The sequence below is a fragment of the Oscillibacter sp. GMB15532 genome (genome assembly GCF_041020825.1).
In the GTDB taxonomy this organism is placed as follows: domain Bacteria; phylum Bacillota; class Clostridia; order Oscillospirales; family Oscillospiraceae; genus Oscillibacter.
The window spans coordinates 1-20141 of record NZ_JBEVTO010000010.1 but is presented as its reverse complement, the minus strand read 5'-3'; the positions used below and the strand labels follow the sequence as shown (position 1 = coordinate 20141).

Sequence of the window (20141 nt, the reverse complement as noted above, 5' to 3'; positions counted from 1 at the left end):
TCATTTATATCAATGTTGCCATCAGCCTGCATTCATAGCTGCATTTCGAGCAGTACGCAAAATTGGAAGGAGCACCGTTTATTTCGGCAATGAACATCTCCAATCCGCATTTTGGGCAATGAGGATTAAGACTTCCGTGTGTTCTCATTCCGCCCGCCACGCGATCCAGATCTTCCTCTTTCAGCGCGCCCGCCTGTTTTTCCAAATTTTTGTCGCTTTCCATAAAAACAGCTCCTTTCAATTTTTTATTAAAACAACGTAGTCTTGCCCACGAACTGGGTGTCGTCAAGCCTTTGGCGAGCCACCAGCTCCGCAAAGTAGCCGTCCTTTTGAATCAGCTCGTCATAGCTGCCGTCCTCAATCACCCGCCCGGCATCCAGCACGATAATTCGGTCGCACTCCCTGATCGTGGAGAGCCGGTGGGCAATTACAATACGGGTGCATTTGAGATTCGCCAGGGAATCGGCCACCGTCTTCTGTGTCAGGTTGTCCAGTGCGGAGGTCGCCTCATCGAACATGAGGATACGGGGCTTCGGAGCCACCGCCCTGGCAATCATCAGCCGCTGGCGCTGCCCGCCGGAGACGCCGCCGCTGCCCTCGGAGATCATCGTGTTCATTCCCATGGGCATATCCCGGATATCGTCCGCGATGCCGGAAAGCTCCGCCGCCTCCCACGCCTCGTCCATGGTGAGCCAGGGAGCAGAAATGGTGATGTTGGAGAAAATATCCCCGGAGAAAAGCTTGCCGTTTTGCATTACCACGCCGATGCGCCGCCGCAGGGATTTTAAATCCACGGTGCTTAAATCCTTGCCGTCGTAATAGATCGCGCCCTTCTGCGGTGTCTCAAAGCCCAGCAGCAGCCGCATCAGCGTGGATTTTCCGCATCCGGTCTTTCCCACCAGAGCCACGTACTGGCCGGGGCGGATTTTCAAGGAAAGATTGTCCACAATCATGGGCATACCCTCGGCGTATCGGAAGGAGACATTGTTCAGCTCGATTCCGCCGGAAATGCGGGTGAGCACCTTCTTGCCGTCGGCTATTTCCGGCACTGTCTCCAGAATGGGTTTGACCATCTCCGCCACCGGCTTTATATTGGCCGCTGTCAGGGCAATACCGGAAAGGGAGAGAAACGCACCGCTCACCATGCCGTAGGCCGCATTGAAAGCAAAATAATCCGCCACGGATACCCCGGAACGCACCGCCGTATCGTAAAGCACGATGGCTCCCACCAACGAAATGCCAGTGGAGATTACCGTGTTCAGCTTGAGAAACACGGGCGGGTCATAAGTGAGGCTGGCCTTCTGGCGGTAGAGCGCCGCCCACCTGGAAAAGGCCCGCTTCTCCGCGCCCGAAAGCTTTAGCTTCTGCACACCGTTGATAAAGGAATAGATCAAACCCGATTCTCTGGCAGAAAGCTCCATCGTCTGTTTGGAGCGCTTCATCTGCGCCCAGGTGGACAGCAGCGTAAACAACACCGTCGCCAGTGTGATCGTGATGGCCGGAACCGCCAGTGCCGGAGCATAGGCAAAAATCTGCGTGATATAGATCAGGGAGAACACCGAGGTGAGCCCCGTGGTCAGGATGGCACTCGACAGCATAACACACAGGCTGTTGATACTCTGGGTGCGGCTGCTTAAGTTGCCGGCGCTGTAGTCTTTGAAAAATTCCGCCGGAAGGGACAACACCCGCATCATAGCGGCCGCCTGCACCGCCGTGCCGGTTTTGGTCTGAAGCCGTTCCTGAAGGATTGTTTTCACAGTGTCAGCCAGCAGCCCTGCGATGCCGGTGGCCGCCAGCATCACCGTCACTGCCAGAAAGAGCCGCATATCGCCGCTTTCGATGACGTTTGAGAAGATGATGCTGTTAAGCTTCGGGCCCAGCAATCCAATCAATGTGACTGCCAGAGTGGCGATGCCCACCATGGCGTAATCCGCCGGTGAAAGTATCTGAGCTATGTATAAGAGCAGGTCGCGGATTCCCAGTTTTTTTAGTGGCAGCGGCTTATAAAAGCAGATGCCCTCTGTTTCCAGAAGCAGTGCCGTTTGCCTGTTCAGCTTCACCGCTTTGCCGCTCTGATGGTCGAAAAAAGCGTAACCGGAGAGACCATGGGGCAATAGTGCCACCACCCCGCCAGTTTTGAGTGTCCCGAGGAAGGCGCCGACCGCATCCCGGTACCAGTCGCCCTCCAGATTGACCACCCGGCGCATGACGCCGGAGGGCCGCAGCAAGTATTCCAGCTGTTCGTTAATGTCCCGGAGCTCGTCGGGCAGCTCCGTAGATTTTACGCGGTAGAACTTAAGAATTTCGTCCACCGCATTTTTCGTTTTCTGCCGGTCGTCCGCCTGGGCGCTTTGTGCGCCTCTCCCCATGACGACCCCCGCCATGGAGGCAAAGGCGTCCGCGAAGGCTTCGTCATCCGTCTTGATGCGCTGTTTAATTTGTTCGTCAAACCATCCCATCGTCCTCGCACACTCCTCTCATTCGCTTGCCACCAGCGAGGTATAAATCCCGCCTTTGGCATACAGCTCGTCGTGGGTACCGCGTTCTACTACCTTGCCCTTCTCCATGACCACAATCTCGTCGCAGTCCCGGATGGTGGAGAGCCGGTGGGCGATGACGATACAGGTGATGCCGCGGTTTTTGATGGCGTTCACCACCTCGAACTCCGTCTTGGCGTCCAGCGCGGAGGTGGCTTCATCCATAATGATAATCGTAGGGTCCTGGGCCAGCACTCTGGCAATCTCCAGCCGCTGCCGCTGCCCGCCGGACAAATCCTTGCCGCCCTCCGTCAGTCGGTAAGTGTAGCCGCCGTCCCGACCCATGATGTCCTCATGAAGGCTTGCGTCCCTTGCGGCCAAAATAGCTTCAAAATCCTCGATGGAGCTGTCCCACATCTTGATATTGCCCATGATTGTGTCCTCAAAAAGGATGATGTCCTGATCCACCACCGCAACAGAGCCGGTAAAAACACTGTGGTTGATGTCTTTTATAGGCTTGCCGTCAAATAAAAGCTCGCCGCTCCAAGGTTGGTACAGCCCGGAAATAAGCTTGGAGAGGGTGCTTTTGCCGCAGCCGGAGGGACCGACAAAGGCCACCCGGCTTCCGGGCTTTAAGTGCAGGTCGAAATGTTCAATCAGCGGCACACCCAGGCGGGAGTAGCCGAAGGTCACATCCTTCATTACCACCTCGCCGGAAAGCTTGCCGTATTCGGCGGTTTCATCAAAGCTGCCGTCAAAGTTTACGTCGATGGGGTATTCCATCACATCCTCGATACGCTCCATATTGGTACGCATCTCCTGAATGGTCTGCCCCGCGCCGATGAGGGACTGGGCGGGACCCGTGAAGCCTGTCAGGAAACCCTGAAAAGCCAAAATCATGCCTGCGGTGAACTGCCCCTGAATCGTTAAATATACGCCCAGCATCAGCACGGCGGTGGAGGCAAGGGTAGCCGTCAGCGTAGGAACCAGCCCCAGATAGTGGTTGACATTGGCAAATTTCACCGTCTGAGTGTTCACGCCGGCCTGATAGCCCGCCCATTTTTCAAAAAAGCCATTCTCCGCGCCGCTGGCCTTGATGGTCTCAATCATCTCAATGCCTGCCACGGTGGAACCCGCCAGCTTACCGGCGTCGCGCATCTGTACCCGTGTCACGTTGATCCGCTTCTGTGAAATAATCCGCGCCATGACGAGGTTTATGAGGAGCGAAGCAACGCCCACAGCCGTCAGCAGGACGCTGTAACGCAGCATGGCAGCCAGGTAAAACACCATCATACCCGTCTGGAGCACCAGCGGGGCGAAGGTGGAAATCAGCGCATTGGCAATGCCTTCGTTGAGGGACTGCCGCATGGCAATGTCGCCTGCCATGCGCTGGGAGAAAAACTCCATGGGCATCCGAAGCACATGCCATAAAAACGAAGAGTTGGCCACAATGGCCAGCTTGCCGTTCAGCTTCAGCGTATAGACCGCCTGCACCCATGCCACGACCAGCGATACGGCGGTCAGCAGGGAGAGCCCGAACAGGAAGGGATAAAACCACTCCGGATTTTTGCCGGTGAGCAGCCTGTCCATAAATATCCGGGAAAAGGCCGGGTTGATAATCCCGATCAGCGAAGTAATGGCTGTGGTGAGCACCACAAAGGCCACCGCCGCGCCGGTACCCGCCATGCGCTTTTTAATAAAACTCCAAGTGCTCTTCGGCCTGCCGTCCGGCACGAAGCTTTCACCCGGCTCGAAAAAGATACTGACGCCGGTGAAGGACTTATCGAACTGCTCCATGGATACGCTGTACACCCCTTTGGCAGGGTCATTCAAGTATGCCTTGTCGCCCTTGAAGCCGTCGAGCACCACGAAATGGTTGAAGTTCCAGTGGATGATGCAGGGGAAACGGCCGTTTTCCTTGAGCTTCTCCGGCTCATAACGATAGCCCTGAGCGTTTAAGCCATAGCCCCGCGCCGCTTTGAGGATATTGGAGGCTTTGGAGCCGTCCCTTGAGACACCGCAGTCGGCACGCACCTGTTCCAGCGGTACCCATTTGCCATAATAGGCCAGCACCATGCACAGACTGGCCGCGCCGCACTCCAGCGCCTCCAGCTGCATCACGACGGGAACCTTCGCATATCCCTTTTCAACTGTTTTTTTTAATTTCCTTTTATTCTCTGCCATACGCCACCTCAATTCAGCACGAAGGAGATGGGCGAGATGGTTTCAAGGACAATCTTAGCCGTATATGCGCCGTCCGGAACGGAAATGTCCACCGTTACTGGAACCACCCAGTCGCCCGCTTTCATTCCGCCAAGGTAGAGGGCATAGTCATCGAAGTCACCGGTAATCCTCACAGGAGTATCAGCAATGGAAGTGATGCTGCCCGTGCCGTCTTCTATGCGCACCTCCATGCCGGGTGCGAAGCTTTTCGCCTCCTCTGCAGTGACATAGCAGGTAGCTTTGCCGTCCTGCACCACCGTCACCACGTCTTTTGTGGAGGTTAGTGTGCCGAACACACCCCAGACACAGACACCGATGAGCAGCACGATCACTGTTCCTAAAATCAGCCATACGCCGGGGCGGGAAATTTTTATGTAGTCGTTAAGCTGTTCCGGCGATGACACCCGATCCAAGCTTGCCTTTCGAAAAATAGTGTTACTGCTCATATTGATATCTCCTCTTACTTAAGACCGGGAGTAAGTCCGGCAAGGTACTCGGAACAGTCCGGATTATTGCAGTAAGGAAAGCCTAATGATCCTCGAGAAATAGGCTGCCCGCATACAGAGCATGTACCACAAGATGCGCCGCCGCTTACAAGGTCCAGCGCCTCGTCCGGGATGGCTGTTTTGCCATCGAGATAGTCCTGCGCTTCCTGCTCGGTGATGTCCCGACCAAGCTTTTCTTTCGCCAATGCCATTACCTGTTGTGTTGTCATCATAAAATCCTCCAATCGTTTATTTGCGTTTGTTTAGCGTCCTATCCAAATTTCTTGCATAATCGAGGTTTAGCTGCACTGCCCGCCTGCTCCCTCGACATAGGGGAGATCCCACCTCCCGTAGCCTCCGCTCACGATATCAAGTGCGTCATCGGGAATTTTTACTTTACCGTCGAGATAGTCCTGTGCTTCCTGCTCGGTGATGTCCTTGCCGAGTTTTTCCTTCGCGAGGGCGATAATTTGCTGTATGGTCATACTGATTCCTCCTTGTTTGTTGGTTGGCAAGCTAGATTGCTTACGTGCCGCACTTCTTATATTCCTCCGGGATATGAGGTGGATACATCGTGGCTCCGCCCCCGCTGACAAGGTCCAGCGCCTCGTCGGGGATGGCCGCTTTGCCGTCAATATAGTCCTGTGCTTCCTGTTCAGTGATGTCTTTGCCAAGCTTCTCCTTGGCGATGGTGATGATTTCTTGTGTTGTCATTGTAATTTCCTCCTTATGGTCTCAGTCGGACTTGAAGCTGAATGGTGTTTGGAGTCTACCTGCCAGAAGGCTTGGAAAATCCGCAGTTGAAGCACTTAGTATAAGTAATACCATCTTGTATGTTAGTCGAGCCGCAGCAAGGGCACATTAGGAGTCCGCAATCAAGGCACTTAATATAAGTAATACCCTCGTGTATGTTGGTCGAGCCGCAGCGGGAGCACGTTACATATTTGATGCACCCGCCTCCGCTTACGAGGTCGAGCGCCTCGTCAGGGATGGCCGTTTTGCCATCGAGGTAGTCCTGTGCTTCCTGATCCGAGATGTCCCGCCCAAGCTTTTCTTTGGCGAGGGTGATGATTTCTTGCGTTGTCATTGTGATTCCCTCCCTATAGTTTGAATGTTAATTGGTATTTAATTATTGCAATTTGACTAGCGTTTTCACCTGAAGAGAGATCTGGAATATCCGCAGTCAAGACACTTCGAATAAGTAATACCGTCGTATACATTGGTCGAGCCACAGCTGAAGCACGTTAGGGTCCTGCAGCCACTGCCGCCGCTCACGAGGTCGAGCGCCTCATCAGGGATGGCCGCTTTGCCATCAAGATAATCCTGTGCCTCCTGTTCCGTTATATCTTTGCCAAGCTTTTCTTTGGCGAGGGCGATGATTTCTTGCGTTGTCATAATAATTTCCTCCTAAATTAAAATTTTGTGCTGAATTCCTGCTATTCTTCGTATTCTGTTTCTTCTTTCCCACAATACCGGCACATTTTCCGGGAAGAGGAAACAGTAGCTCCAAATGAAGCTCAGGTTGGAATTTCCTTACTGATATCGATTGATATCGCTCACACGCTCTGGCGGTACCTGGAGCAATTGGGGTTATTGCAGTAAGGAGAGGTATAGATTCCTCCATACGCCAGAGATTGCTGGCATACAGGGCATATGGACTGTATGCCGCAATCCCCTCCGCCGCTCACGATGTCCATTGCCTCGTCGGGGATGGCCGCTTTGCCGTCGAGATAATCCTGCGCCTCCTGTTCGGTAATGTCCTTGCCGAGTTTTTCCTTGGCGATCGTGATTACTTCTTGTGTTGTCATAGTAATTTCCTCCTTTTATCGTTATCTGTTGCGTTTGTTGAATCAACCTGCGCTTCCTGCTCCAGCTCATCTTTGGTCAATTTGTCCGCTTTTTTAGTCTCTGTTCTCCACGTCCATGGTGACTCCTCCCGTGTTTTCTCTTTCATTCTTTGTTTACAGCAATACATGTCATGATCGGCTCTGGATACCAACAGCTCCGGGTCACATAATTCTTTGGAAAATGCTCGTCCTACAGCGACGCTGCAGGAATGCTCTGCTCCCTTGTTATAATCCTCCAAATAACCGGTGAACAGATTTGCACAATACGCCAACTCCTCCTCGGTGCTTTGGGCGAGTAACAGAGTGAATTCATCACCACCGATGCGGTAACCTTTGGCATTTTTGACCTGTGAACACACCAGCCGCAGCACATCTGCCATGCGTTTCAGCAGCGCATCTCCCGACGTATGCCGGTATTTATCATTTATGAATTTCAGATTATTAAGGTCAAAGTAAAGGATACCAAGCCCCGGGATTTTCGCATATTCCCGCTCCAGATCCATCTGAAAGCAGTTGCGGTTGAAAAGACCGGTCAGGGTATCATAAATTGCTTCCTTCGTCAGGCTGGCCATTTCACCCTGTGTTTTCGACAGAACCGTTTGCAGCATGGCTATCTCCTGTACAGTCTCATAGTTCAGGCGCATTACATCATCCATCATATTGACGTTGCCCGCCCTATAGAGGAGGTTGTCCCTGCGGAAAACGAGGTGCTTAATCTTCATCCAGCGTCTGCTCTGCGGCTCATAATAGTCCCAAGCATAGACGCCATCCTGTTCAGAGAGCCTTGGGCAAAAAGGACATGGAGTCTTACGTCCCAGAAACACCTTCCAGCAAGTCTCACCCACGCAGGGCGTTTTTAGTCTCTCCGTAAAATAGGGATTGGCCCAGATGATTTCCTTGCTTATTTCGTTCAATACATACAGTCCCTCTGCACAGCTCATCAATTCCGCACACCATTCATTCGTCACCCTGATTCCTCCTTTCCCAAGTCTATGTTCAGTGTAGCGATTTGTATAAAACACCTCAATGGGTTTGCCATTTTCCGCAGATTTTACGACAGAATATGCAGATGATGTTCCCAAACGTCTTTTCCATCGATTTCTTTTTCTATCTGTTGTCCGCTGCGGATGCAAAACGGTTTCGCCGGTTTGCTTTATTTATGGAACCGCCACAATTCGCCCATCTCCATAAGCCTGCGCATACAAAGACGTGTCTTTTAAATATCCGTCTGACAGAAAATCTGACAGGGCATCGAAGTCCAGTCCCAAATCCGCCTCCAGCACGGGGCAGCCGGCAAACAAGGAATATCCATCACCGCTGTCACGCAGGGTATAGTCAGTGCCCGCCAGGGAATAGGTCTGCGCGGACTCCAATGGCTTGCCGCCAACCATCACACTCTGAACCCTCCGTTCCCCCTCTACACCGCTGAACATACCCGCATCGTCCCATGTAACCGGGGAGGGTATGTCGGTGCGGAAGGTAAAGGTCAGCCCGGAAACCTGCAGAAATCCGCCGTTTTCTTCCGGAATCTTACTGACGGAAAGCTCCAGTGCGTCCAGGAGCTGCTGGCCTGTCACCTCAATCGTGCGCAGATGGTTTCCAAAGGGAAACACGCCCAGCACATCGCCATAGGTAATTTCTCCGGCTCTCAGGCCTGCGCGGATTCCGCCGCCATTCATCACAGCAATATCGGTACCTGCAGCAGCCCGGATTGCATCGACACAGAGATTGCCCAAATTGGTTTCTGCATTCCGTACGATGCGCACTCCGGTCTCCGGATCATCCGTAACCAAATTGTCTTTGACTACCGCCACCGGCTGCGCTAACTGCTGCTCAGACTCAGCCTTCAAGCCGTTGATGTACGCGCTGATATCTGCGTCTTTTTCTGTATAGTCGGAAACAAGACCGGTAGAGAGATTGCCGTCCCGGCCAATCAGCAGGTAGCCGATATGGTTGAGTGCCGTTCCGGTGGAAGAGAGCAGAACACGCTTACCCTCCTTATTCTGAACGCGTTCACACTCCACGACACTATGGGAGTGGCCGTCCAGAACCACATCGATGCCGCTGGTACCCGCAATCATCTCGGTGGAAAGATAGGGAGCAGTGGCCGTATCAATTCCCAGGTGGGTCAGCGCAACCACGTAATCCGCGCCGTCTTTTTTAGCGGCATCCACCGTCTGTTGGACCGCATCCCAGAGCTTCTTTCCGCTTTGATCCTGTAAAAAGGAGTAGTTGTAATTTCCGTTTTCATCCATGAAATAGGCGGGTCTGCTGGAGGTTAGCGTCTTAGGTGTGGAAACACCCACAAAGGCAATCTTGATTCCATCGCGTTCCACAATGATATAGGGCTGATAAACCGGCTTCTCAGTCACCCCATCCACAAAATTAAGGGACAGGAACGGGAACTTGGCCTGCTCCGACAGCGTACGCAGAGCATCCTGTCCATAGTCGAATTCATGGTTGCCCAGCGTCATGGCGCAGTAGCCCAGCTGATTCATAATTTCAATAGGAATGGACCCCTTCGACATCGAGCCGAGGGGCGCACCCTGAATGGCATCCCCGGTGTCCACCAGCAGCACCTGGGTGCCCTGTGTCTCCAGCTCCGTTTTAAATGATGCCAGTCCCGCATAGCCGATATTTTCGTCTACCGCACAATGGACGTCCCCCGTGTAGAGTACGGCAATGTCTGCGGTCCGCTCTGATTTTCCCGTCCCGCCACAACCAGCCAAAGTCAGAAAAAGTGCCGCCAGTACGATCATTATTAATATATAAGAGAGGTTGTTTCGTCGTTTCATATTTCTTTTCTCCATTCCAGATTCTATATTCTTCTCAGGGAGACGGTTACGTGGGATTCACCACAATAAAACACTTATCATGCACATGATTCTCCGAAAAAAGAGGTATCCTTTTCTTCAGCACAGCTCAAGCCCTTCTCCTAATTTCCGATTTCTCAAAGGGGCATTGTTTCATGCGGCAATGTCCTTTCTCCAATCGGTAACGCAACGGTCAGACGGAATTTCTGATGAGTATACTCAATCTCCACATAACCACCCGTGCTTTCGGCAGCCTTGCGTATACCGAGTAGACCATAGCCGTGGAGGGCTCCTGATTTAGTGGTTCGGTAGTTCGGATTCAAATGGCCGTCGTAACCGTTTTCCACCACCAGCAGCAACGTACCCTGCACTGTTCGCCCTTCCATTCTAAGCTGCCGCAGCTCGCCCGGCGCGTTTAAGGCAGCCTCGTAAGCGTTTTGCAGGGCATTTCCCAGAATAAGTCCCAACCGCGTCTTGTCGTGCAGCGCGTCCTCGTCGTACCTGATATCGGAGATCATCGTAATCCCGCCGTCCCTGCACAGCTGTGCATACTTGCGAAGAAATCCCTTGGTAAGCCGATTTTTTCCGTCCAGCGGCGCCTGCGGCAGTTCCCCGGAGAGCTCCATTATGTAACCCTTTGCGCCGTCTAAGTCGTTTTCCTCCAGCAGGGCAGAGAGTACGGCCAGATGGTGCTTTAAATCGTGGCGCATTTTCCGGATTTGTTCCATACTGTCCAGATCAGCCCGGTGTTCCTGCTCTATCAACTCAATTTGCGCTTTTACGCCGTCCATCGAGAGGCGCAGCAGCTCATCGTAAAGCTTCAAATTGGATTCCTCTGCCCGCATTTCAGAATGAACCGCAAACTTTTGTCTGAAGCGGCGGATGCCCTCCCATATCCCCACGGTCATAGCGATCCACCTACCCCCGCCACGGATTTCAAATAATCATAATAACGCTTGCGAAGCTCTGGAAAATCCCGCTTGCGAATTAGTACCGGACGGTCAAGGCTCGTGATAAAGGTCTCATTCTCCAATCTGCAGACGTAGCGAAGATTGACGAGATAGCTCTGGTGACAGCGCAGAAAAGAGGAGCCTTTCAGACGCTGCTCCACGGTATCCAGCTTCTCCCGCACCCGTGCGCTGGTTCCGTCCCGGAGGTGAAGGGTAACGTTTTTAAGGTCGCTCTCAGCAAATACGATGTCCTCCTGCACAAAGAGACGGCCGGCCAGAAAAATGCTGCGGGGCTGGTAACCTTGGAGGAACCTCTGCATCAAGGCTTTCAGCTTGCCCTGCGGGACAGGCTTGAGCAGATAGGAAAACGCCTCCACTTCATAGCTTTGTACCGCAAAGTCCGGAGAGGAAGTGAGAAAGACAATGGGTGCCGCAACCCTTCTGGCCCTTAAAACCCTGGCTACATCGAAGCCGTTGGAACGCTCCATGTAAATATCGAGGAAAAAGAGCTCTACTTCGGAGAGGAGTTCCGGTTCCATGGCGAGCAGAAGCTCACCGTCCTCTATTAAATCGATTTCGGCACCCAAGCCGTTTTCGACTGAAAATGCCTGTAAAGCCTGACACAGCGATTTTCTGTCATGAGCGCTGTCATCGCAAATAGCAATGTGCATCGATAACTCCTCCTTCCCGTTTGAATTTTCTACCATCTTATCTTGATATCTTTTTCGGCCAATAGCATACGCCCACATCCAATGAGCGTGGCCTGTCCAGATGAAAGTCGGCGCACCGGCAGTACCAGCACTGCCGCAGTCCCTCGGGCGCGCCGGCCCTCGGCTCAAAGACCGGGCAAACCTGCTTGGGCCACACATTTCCCTCTGTATTGGGGGCAAGGAGCGGCACATCCTCACGCCTGCGCTTTTCCATTCCATCACGCTCCTTCCGGCAAGAGCACAAGCGACATCCCGAAGCATTCGGAATGTCGCTTGTGCTTGAGTATCATATCCGAATTTTAATTACCAAGACTCTTGATGGCATCAATTATGGGGAGCAGCCGGTCTGTTGCAATTCCCTCCAGCTCTGTGACAGGAATATCAAACAGCCAATAGTCTCCGCTTGCATGGTTTTCACCCTCGCACCATACATTTAAGTTACCGCCATCGCCAAAGTAAAACTGAGTTGCAAAGCCTTCTGCGTCGATGCTTTCCGCAAGCTTTTGATAGGCCGCTGTTTTAACTTCTTCGGGCACTCCACCCTCGACTCCCGCCGCTGCAAAACCAAATTTTTTGTCTAATATCAACTGCTTAAATGCGGCTTTGTCCTTTATAAAGCCCCATAGATTTTCTGAATCCGTTTCACCCGTAGCTAAGCTGAAAAGCTGGGTGCGTATGGAGCTAACCGGGTATGCCGCTCCCGCCGTATACGCCGTGTCGTAGGTTCTAAGGCTCAGCAAATCGCCGTCCAGCACTTCAAAAACAGGCATAATATCGTAAGTGGTATCTTTTTCGGAAGAAGAGGCTGGTGCAAGGCAAAACTCTTTCATCGCCTGATTCAGCTTTTCCTGCACAGTCGTATCGTTTAAGCCGCTTACCTCTACATAGCGTGCCTGTGTGTTTTCATCGCCGTAATTTTCAAGCGCTTTGGTATCAAAGGACACATTGTCCGATGAATCTGCGGAGGATGCCGCTTCGGCTTCTGCTGCTTTGCTGACACTAGCGGCTATATCCGTCAAAGAGCCGTCCTCGTTGTACATATACAGTGCGGGGGTGGTTTTCTCGCCGGTGGTAATGACGGCAAAGGTACGGGTAGCATCCGGATAGTCGGTGTTATGGTCAATCCATGTGCCCTCGTTAATGTAGTATTTTCCGTTGTCCATAGCACGATATGAGGGTACATGTGTATGACCGAACACTACCACGTCCACGTTTTCGTCCGGATTTTCCAGATACTGCGCCTTTGCCTGTCTGAAATAGTACTCCCAGTCCACGGCTCCGGCGACTGCTTCAACAAAGCTGTTGGGAACCTTGACCTGATTGACTCTCTGACGTTCCGCCCATGTGCGCTGAATATTCTTGAACAACACCGGCGCGGAAATAGTTCCGTCCGCCTGCTGGGCAGGATAAAAGTCCAGATAAGTATAGGAATCGTCAAAGCCATCCATGTGCATATCAAATATTTTTTCCTCAAGACCTTCGTTGGGTGTCATTCTTGTGGAAATACTTTTAAGGAGCGAATAATACAGATAAGCACCATACTGGTCAGCATCGGATTTGTCGGGAACCGTTGTTACCACAGGTAAATTCTTTTCTACTTTGGGGCGCCCCTCCAATACCCATGTAGCGGCATAACGTGCGTAAAAATAGCCAGCCGGCAGCATGGTATCGTTATTACCCACCAACTCTGCGTTGGTTACTGTATCCGGTGCTGAAAATACATCGTAACGGTGGCCGTGCTCAATTGCAATTTCGTTTCGGTCTCCTGTGTAATAGGTTCCCAGCCCTTTGGCATCCCGAACCTGTACAATTTTGGGGATTGCCTCCTGTAAAACTGCATCCCCCTGCGTCATATCGTGATTGCCAGGTATGTAGACCAGCTTGATTCCGCTGTCAGCTACTTTGTTCAGTTCATCAATGACCCCCTGATTGTTGGCAATGACGTCCTTGTAAAATTGTTGCACATCGGTATAGCTGGGGTAATCCACCGGCAGAAACCATTCATCCAGAAAATCACCGTCGATGACCAGCTCCCGCACATCCTTTGTGCTTTGCAGCCGCTTTAAGAAATCAATCAATATTGGACGGTTCGCCACATTTTCGGCATACTTGTCATCCACTCCGATGTGAACATCGCTTATGACCACAATCTTGTTTCTTGTACTCCCAGCCTCCCACAAAGCAGACGCACTGCTTTTTTGCGCACAGCCGCTTGTGAACAGAGCCAAAGAAATGACCATACTGGACGCCAGCAGCAATGAGAGAATTTTTGCTTTCATATTCGTTTCCTCCTACAAGTTGATATTTTTAAAATTTCTATTGTGAGAATATCCCGAAAAGCAAAAAAAATGAGCCTTTACACTTAAAAGGCTCATTTTTACACTTAAAAAAAGCTATTCACTTAAAATTTGCTCTTGACAAACAGGAAGCAGAGTGATTTTACACCAAAATGCGTACACGAAAAATACCTTTTTCGATTTTATACAGCAGTTCGCCATCATACTTTTTCACAAAGGCAATCACGCCTTTGCTGCCGATTCCATGTCCTTCTTCACGTGCAATCGGATAACCACTTTCATTCAATACGGTATCCTCCGTGCAGGGATTTTCCATTTCCAGCAACAGCCGTCCCACGCTCCGGCAGGTAAAGCGGAGATATGGAGAACAATTTTGCGGCAGCTTTCCACAGGCACGGATTACATTTTCCAAAAGGTTTGAAACCACCATGGAAAGCTCTAAGGAGTCCACAGTCAGGTCTCTTGGAATATCCAGTTCAATCTCTGTGGATATACCCGCCTGATCCGCAAGCCCTGCATAGTGGCAGACGGCGGCATTTACAGCTGGATTTTCACAATAAACCTTACTGATCTTGTGTGCCGTTTGATTTTGATTTTTTAGCAAAACAACCGCTTCATCGCTTTTTTTCTGCTCCAAAAGCTCCAGAAGCACATTGTTGAAGTGACGGCGGTCATGCGCAGCGCGGCTGTTCTGGGCCGATACTTCCTCCATCAACTCCAACCGCTGCGACATATTGCCAGCGGCCAGTTGCAGGTACTCCCGTTCCGCCTGCATTTTTCGGTTTTCCTCTTTGACCCGAAACTCTCTCTGAAGATTCTTAAGAGAAAGTAAAATGGAACCATAGGAGGCAAGTCCAATAAAAATCACCAAAAGCAGTGGTATGGCCTGTTCGGTCAGCATCGCCACAACGTCATTCGCAGTTAGAACATAATAGTTGAAGGTAATGTAAAGTCCCAAGGCCACGGCAAAATATGCCGTCCAATGCTCCACCGCCTGTCGATACAGCGGACGCACATAACGCCATAAAACCAGCAGAAAAGCACCAAACAGAAGTATGCGCAGCAATGAATTCGCATAGGGAGGATAAGGTAAATGTCTTGAGCCCTGGAAGCTTAAAATAATTACGGTATCGCTTATATTTTGAACGGTAATATACGAAAACAGCCACTGCATAAAGTTGTCCTTGAACATTGGACGCACCGCAAAACAAAGCACCGCAAACAGGATAATATCAAGCTTTGAAAGCAGTGTCAGGTTTCCGCTGACATAGCAGTAAATAGCGGTACCTAAATCGGCAGCAAGAACACCGAGCATGGTCAGCAGCGTGGCTTTTTTAGAATACTTCGGCTGCAAAAGGGATGTCATCAGCAGGACATTGGCAGTAGTTGAAATGATTGCTCGTAACAGGTCTGGTATGAGTTCAGTCATCACTGCGCCTCCTTGCCATAAGATAGTCCATATAAGTATCCCGTACAGCCGCATATTGCTTAACGGCAATGGGAATCATCTTGCCGTCGCATAATGTAAAGCTATCCTTGGCAAAGCGCTCCACCCGCCGCAGATTGACCACAAATGAAGTATGACATTGCAAAAAATGCCTGTCCTTCAAAATAAGTGAGGTGTATTCCGTAAAATTCTCTCGAATCGTTCGGCTTTGCACCTTCTCTCCGTTTGACAGCCAAAATAAGACTGCATGATTACTATACTCACAGCATAAGATTTCTGACAGTTTTATTACCCGTAAGCTATCCGCAGTTTTAACCGCAAAAGTCTGTTCCTCGGCAAGGTCTGCCTTTGAGATGGCGAGGGTCAATGTATCAAACAGCGTCTGCTTTTCGACGGGCTTCACAAGATAATTGATAGGACTTGCGGCATAGGCCTGCAAAGCAAACTGCGGCTCGGTAGTGGCATAAATAATTTGCGCTTCACGGTCAAGACGTCGAATTTCCTTGCCAAGCTCAATGCCGCTGACCATAGGCATAACAATATCCAATATGTAAAGATGGAAACTTTCGGACTCAATGGCGGTGAGCAATTGATCTGGGTGAGAAAAGCTTCTCACCTCGGCCTCCAATGTATGAGTGTCAAGGTATTCTGTTATGTGTTCATTGATGATTGCCAATTCCTTCGGCTGATCATCACAGATGGCTATACGCAGCATAGGCTTCACTTCCTTATGGTATTTTCTTTTCTGGGATCAGTAGGCTTTTGTGCATCAGCGGGAATAGCCCAAGAACGCCCGAAGCGGGAGACCCCCGGAATGCGTCCAGCTTGGCAGTATTGATGTACGCGCCGTTCCGATACGCCCCATTTGTATGACGCTTCTCGCGCCGAGATATATCCCTGCAAACTGCTCAAGCATTTCACCTCCGTGCAGATATAAAAAGACACTATATATTATATACGAATATCAGTATAGTTTCAATGACATACACAAAAAGTTATTCCTCGGTTAGTCAAGAAACGATGGAAATGTCGATTTCAATAATCGTGGATAATTTTGTGCTCGCGTGAGCACAATAGGTCAGCCAAGTATTCCAGTCGGCGTGACCAAGCCATTCCGAGACGAGTGTCAAGCGCAACGCCGAATAGTTCACCGATCAATAGAAACGACCAACCCCGCTTCTCGTATCTTTATAAAAATTGTGGTCCGAAGGCTCAATTATATCTTTTGTTCCGATTAAACCGGCGAGCAATGCAAATGGGCTGATGTCAAGTAAGGTCGCAAAAATATTTTAGTTTTTTTAAGAAACGCCGCTCCTAAGTGAAAGCGGTGTTTCTTCTGTAAAGATCACTGTCCATACGTGGGCAATCCGTTATAATAAGCGCTATGCCCATCTCAATAAGCCGATTCGTCCAATCACGATTCAGGATAAAACTCCGGGCAATGCGCTGTTTGATCTCATAATTTGCCGTGGTGCTGATGCCCTGGGTCAGAACGCCGACATACAAATCGTTTCTAAGAATGCGTCCTACCGCCACCGCTGTCCACTTGGAGCGCGCGGCCTTGCCAAATACCGTGGTGTAGTTGGAGCCGCACTGCTTTTTATATTCCAGCGGCGAGGGGACCCCAGGGTGTTCAGCTTATCGGCGATGTCCTGGGCGCTTTGCCTCTCAATCTTCCATTGGAAAATGTCCCGGACGATGGGAGTGGCATTTTCGTCAATCACAAGCTGGTTGCGGCCGGTTTCATCCTTTGCTTTCAGATACCCGAAGGCCGCAAAGGAGCCGATGTATTCCCCGTTTTGACGGCACACCTCAAACTGGCTGCGGATTTTTTCGAGATATCCGCACAATAGGTATCGTTAATCAGATTTTTGAACGGAATAATCAGGCTGTCGGTCTGCGCGTTGTGATGCTTGCTGTCGTAGGCGTCGTTGATGGCGATAAAGCGTACATTCATAAAGGGGAAAAAGCGTTCCAGCAGCTTGCCGGTTTCAATGTAGTTCCTGCCAAGCCGGGACAGGTCTTTCACAATAACGCAGTCGATCTTACCGCTGCGAATGTCCTCCATCATGCGCTGAAAGCCGGGGCGGTCAAAATTCACGCCCGAATAATCGTCGTCCTCATAGATTTCTTTAATTTCAATATCCGATTTATCCTGCGCAAACGCGCGGATCAGTTCCTTTTGGTTGGCGATACTGTCCGATTCCTCTTTGTCGCCGTCCTTGCGCGAAAGCCTGACATAGCGGCCCGCGCGGGATACTTCCAAGCCGGTTTGGGCATAAGTGCCGAAACGGGCATAAAGAGCTGCCGTTGGGGCAGCTCCGCTTATGGCTGTATGATTCATTTTTATCACTCCCGATTATTTTTTGCTCCGAAAAAGCGGGTCAACAATCGGGCTACGCGAAGTAGTCCGGCTCCTTATTCTCCTGTATGAACCGCGCGACCACGGCAAGAGCACTGGAGGCTTGCTACAAGGCTCACTGGCGATTACCTTGACCGGACTTTCACCGGCAAGCTGATGACAGCTTTCAGAACACACGACTTTCACCCTTGAGAGTGTGCCCATGCCGGGCACACTAAAAAAAGTCAGTAGATTGCCAATGGCAAAATACTGACTTTTTTACAATCTGGATATGAAATTGTATGTAAAGGAAATGGTAGATATAAAGTCCACCGTCTTTATTTCCACCTCATATCAAAACAAGAAGTTTTCATAGAAGCATCCCTTTCGCCATAGCGCATAGCAAAGTCAAAGTATCTGGATGCCATATATTCCGTTAAAAACCGTAAGAAATGACAAAGGCGCACCCTCTGTTTGGAGAGGGCACGCCCTTGTGGGTTTTGGCAGCCAGACTATCATAGCGCCCTAAGACACCTTAGACCCTCGGCTTTGCGTCCCCCGATTTTAACCGGGTTTGCCCATAGCTCTATTGATTTGTTGTTTCTGTTACTTTTCCGGCACTCGAAGTACATCGCCGGGGTAAATGATAGAAAACCGGCTCTTGTTATTCAGCCGTTCCAACTCGGACATTGTGCATCCCAGCTTGTGTGCAATGAGCCAGAAGCTGTCGCCCTTTTGTACGATGTAGGTTGTATAGCGGAGATTTTTGGGTACATCCGCTGTCACGCCGTACTGGTCAAAGGTATAGGCGCCACCATCAATGTCCTGCTTGCCGGTGAGGGGTTTGCCATCCTTGAAGTACATCCATTTGCCGGAATCGTTCATGGTCCAGCCCTGCGCCGTGTCACTGGAAATTGCCAGCTCCACAAAGCGGCGCAGTACAGCAGACACCTCGGCTCTTGTGGCTGTACCCTGCGGGTCAAAGAGATTGCCGTTTTTGCCGCTGATAACCCCTGCCATCTGCATTTGCTTCACGGCTTCCTTGGCATAGGCACTGATCTTGCCATTGTCAGCGAAGATGTTTTCGACATGAACTTTCGGTAGAGTATAACCGATGGTCTTGGCATAGTTGCTCATAATGACCGCCATCTGCTCACGGGTGATGGACTGATCCGGGGCAAACCTTCCATTGCCAACCCCGTTTACAATGTTGTTTTTGCTTGCCCACTCAATGTAGCCCATGTAGTAGGCGTCGCTTTTCACATCGCTGAAGCTGCTCTTTGCGTAGCCGCTTACATCGGCGTTTGCCAACCGTCCGAGGGCGGTGACGAACATTCCTCTCGTCATAGCGGCATTCGGACTGAACTTGGTTTCAGAAGTGCCGCTAAACAATCCACGGCTTACCACAAACTCAATATCTTCCTTTGCCCAATGGCCTGCAATGTCAGTAAATGCGGGGTTGGCCTGTTTATAGCCGATGCCGTAGGTGGAAAAATGATTGGTGCTGAAACGCAGTACCTTTTCCGCACTGTCATAGACCGAGTTTGTGAGCCAGTGTACCTTGCCCTTGGCATCCACATAGACCGCCTGCACATTCCCAGCCTTTTCATTTGCGCCGAGGGTGTAGGGAATAATTACCGATACGCTGCCTGCGCCGAAGCTGCTGACTGCCTTGCCGTTGCCATAGTTCACCTTGAGGTCAAATACCGGGCGGCTGCCGATGGCTTTTTTTGCATCACCAGTCAGCTTGCCGCTGTCGGTGCGTGTGGCTGCGATGTTGACATCGGATTTTGCCTGTTTGTTGATTTCCTGCACGGTAGCCAAATCCATGCCGATTCGGATGTCGGGGTTATCTACCACCACAATGGTGTTGACAATTTTCTTGCTGATGATGGTATCTTGCACGGCCTTAGGCAGATTGACCGTAATATTGGAGCCTGTCTTATTGCCGGTATCCACACGGAGAACTACTGTGATGCCGTTTTGCTCCGTGCCATTTTTCTTGGCCTCAGCCAATGCCTTGTTAAAAGCGTCAGTCACAGTTTTGTCAGTGAGGCTCACTGTGACATTGCCCTTGCCGTCCACTGTGCCGGGAACCTTGATTTCCCCCTGTGTAGGGGAATTTGGCTTGTCCGGTGCGGGTGGGGTGACGATGACAGGGCTGCTGTTGTCGTTTGAGGAGCTTCCGCCACCACCTCCAGAGCCACCGCCGCCGGTGTAAGTCCAATGAGCATAGTAGGTCACATTTGCACTGACAGTTGTGCCTGCGGAGATTTGAGTTCCGCCGCTTGCCGCCGTATACCAGCCGTCAAAGCTGTAACTGCCGGAGCGTGTCGGTGTCGGGAGTGCCCCTACCGCCGTACCGGGTACAACCGAGCGCGTTGTTTCGCTGACAGTGCCTCCGTTCGGGTTGAAGGTAACGGTGTAGTCCGGAACCGCCGTTACAGAGAAACTCAGTTCTATCGTAGCATTGGTACTGTGGTCGGTGCTTACGGTCAGGGTTTCATTATAATTCCCCACTGCAAGATCGGTTTTCGGTGTAACGGTAAAT

20 protein-coding genes and 1 riboswitch are annotated in these 20141 nt (G+C 51.1%); all 20 genes read right to left on the bottom strand.

The annotated features are described in order from the left end of the window. Nucleotides 1-4: 4 nt before the first annotated feature. Complete coding sequence (locus tag ABVS15_RS12140) at nt 5-223, bottom strand: hypothetical protein (RefSeq protein WP_369283947.1); 219 nt, start codon at nt 221-223, stop codon at nt 5-7. Between the two features lie 25 nt (nt 224-248). Further along, a complete protein-coding gene (locus tag ABVS15_RS12135; RefSeq protein WP_369283946.1) occupies nt 249-2459 on the bottom strand; it encodes an NHLP bacteriocin export ABC transporter permease/ATPase subunit in 2211 nt (736 codons plus the stop codon). Nucleotides 2460-2477: 18 nt separating this feature from the next. Further along, the gene (locus ABVS15_RS12130; RefSeq protein ID WP_369283945.1) at nt 2478-4661 is read right to left on the bottom strand and encodes an NHLP family bacteriocin export ABC transporter peptidase/permease/ATPase subunit; all 2184 of its coding nucleotides are present in this window, start codon (nt 4659-4661) and stop codon (nt 2478-2480) included. 8 nt (nt 4662-4669) lie between these two features. Continuing rightward, nucleotides 4670-5146, bottom strand: a complete 477-nt coding sequence (locus ABVS15_RS12125; protein WP_369283944.1) for a hypothetical protein — start codon at nt 5144-5146, stop codon at nt 4670-4672. A 14-nt stretch (nt 5147-5160) separates the two neighbouring features. Beyond that, nucleotides 5161-5418 carry a hypothetical protein gene (locus tag ABVS15_RS12120; RefSeq protein WP_369283943.1) on the bottom strand — a complete coding sequence of 86 codons (258 nt, stop codon included), beginning with the start codon at nt 5416-5418 and terminating at the stop codon, nt 5161-5163. Between the two features lie 66 nt (nt 5419-5484). Further along, the gene (locus ABVS15_RS12115) at nt 5485-5670 is read right to left on the bottom strand and encodes a hypothetical protein (protein WP_369283942.1); all 186 of its coding nucleotides are present in this window, start codon (nt 5668-5670) and stop codon (nt 5485-5487) included. Between the two features lie 40 nt (nt 5671-5710). Then, on the bottom strand, nt 5711-5899 hold the full coding sequence (locus ABVS15_RS12110; protein WP_369283941.1) for a hypothetical protein: 189 nt from the start codon (nt 5897-5899) through the stop codon (nt 5711-5713). Nucleotides 5900-6337: 438 nt separating this feature from the next. Continuing rightward, complete coding sequence (locus ABVS15_RS12105) at nt 6338-6580, bottom strand: hypothetical protein (RefSeq protein ID WP_369283940.1); 243 nt, start codon at nt 6578-6580, stop codon at nt 6338-6340. 161 nt (nt 6581-6741) lie between these two features. Then, on the bottom strand, nt 6742-6993 hold the full coding sequence (locus ABVS15_RS12100; RefSeq protein WP_369283939.1) for a hypothetical protein: 252 nt from the start codon (nt 6991-6993) through the stop codon (nt 6742-6744). Continuing rightward, the gene (locus ABVS15_RS12095) at nt 6990-8000 is read right to left on the bottom strand and encodes a GGDEF domain-containing protein (RefSeq protein WP_369283938.1); all 1011 of its coding nucleotides are present in this window, start codon (nt 7998-8000) and stop codon (nt 6990-6992) included. Before ABVS15_RS12095 ends, ABVS15_RS12100 begins: the two co-directional genes overlap by 4 nt. A gap of 189 nt (nt 8001-8189) precedes the next feature. Further along, complete coding sequence (locus tag ABVS15_RS12090) at nt 8190-9827, bottom strand: bifunctional UDP-sugar hydrolase/5'-nucleotidase (protein WP_369283937.1); 1638 nt, start codon at nt 9825-9827, stop codon at nt 8190-8192. Between the two features lie 155 nt (nt 9828-9982). Further along, nucleotides 9983-10753: a sensor histidine kinase gene (locus ABVS15_RS12085; RefSeq protein ID WP_369283936.1), complete on the bottom strand. Its 771-nt coding sequence runs from the start codon at nt 10751-10753 to the stop codon at nt 9983-9985. Next, the gene (locus ABVS15_RS12080) at nt 10750-11466 is read right to left on the bottom strand and encodes a LytR/AlgR family response regulator transcription factor (protein WP_369283935.1); all 717 of its coding nucleotides are present in this window, start codon (nt 11464-11466) and stop codon (nt 10750-10752) included. Before ABVS15_RS12080 ends, ABVS15_RS12085 begins: the two co-directional genes overlap by 4 nt. 37 nt (nt 11467-11503) lie before the next feature. Then, a complete protein-coding gene (locus ABVS15_RS12075; RefSeq protein ID WP_369283934.1) occupies nt 11504-11719 on the bottom strand; it encodes a hypothetical protein in 216 nt (71 codons plus the stop codon). 85 nt (nt 11720-11804) lie between these two features. After that, nucleotides 11805-13784: a metallophosphoesterase gene (locus ABVS15_RS12070; RefSeq protein WP_369283933.1), complete on the bottom strand. Its 1980-nt coding sequence runs from the start codon at nt 13782-13784 to the stop codon at nt 11805-11807. Nucleotides 13785-13944: 160 nt separating this feature from the next. Continuing rightward, a complete protein-coding gene (locus ABVS15_RS12065) occupies nt 13945-15231 on the bottom strand; it encodes a GHKL domain-containing protein (protein ID WP_369283932.1) in 1287 nt (428 codons plus the stop codon). Next, complete coding sequence (locus ABVS15_RS12060; protein WP_369283931.1) at nt 15224-15964, bottom strand: LytR/AlgR family response regulator transcription factor; 741 nt, start codon at nt 15962-15964, stop codon at nt 15224-15226. Before ABVS15_RS12060 ends, ABVS15_RS12065 begins: the two co-directional genes overlap by 8 nt. An 811-nt stretch (nt 15965-16775) precedes the next feature. Further along, nucleotides 16776-16973, bottom strand: a complete 198-nt coding sequence (locus tag ABVS15_RS12055) for a recombinase family protein (RefSeq protein WP_369283930.1) — start codon at nt 16971-16973, stop codon at nt 16776-16778. Nucleotides 16974-17005: 32 nt separating this feature from the next. Continuing rightward, on the bottom strand, nt 17006-17593 hold the full coding sequence (locus ABVS15_RS12050; protein ID WP_369283929.1) for a recombinase family protein: 588 nt from the start codon (nt 17591-17593) through the stop codon (nt 17006-17008). 496 nt (nt 17594-18089) lie between these two features. Further along, nucleotides 18090-18179, bottom strand: a riboswitch (cyclic di-GMP riboswitch). 17 nt (nt 18180-18196) lie between these two features. Continuing rightward, nucleotides 18197-20141, bottom strand: a 1945-nt coding sequence (locus tag ABVS15_RS12045) for an S-layer homology domain-containing protein (RefSeq protein ID WP_369283928.1), incomplete at its 5' end; no start/stop codon positions are given.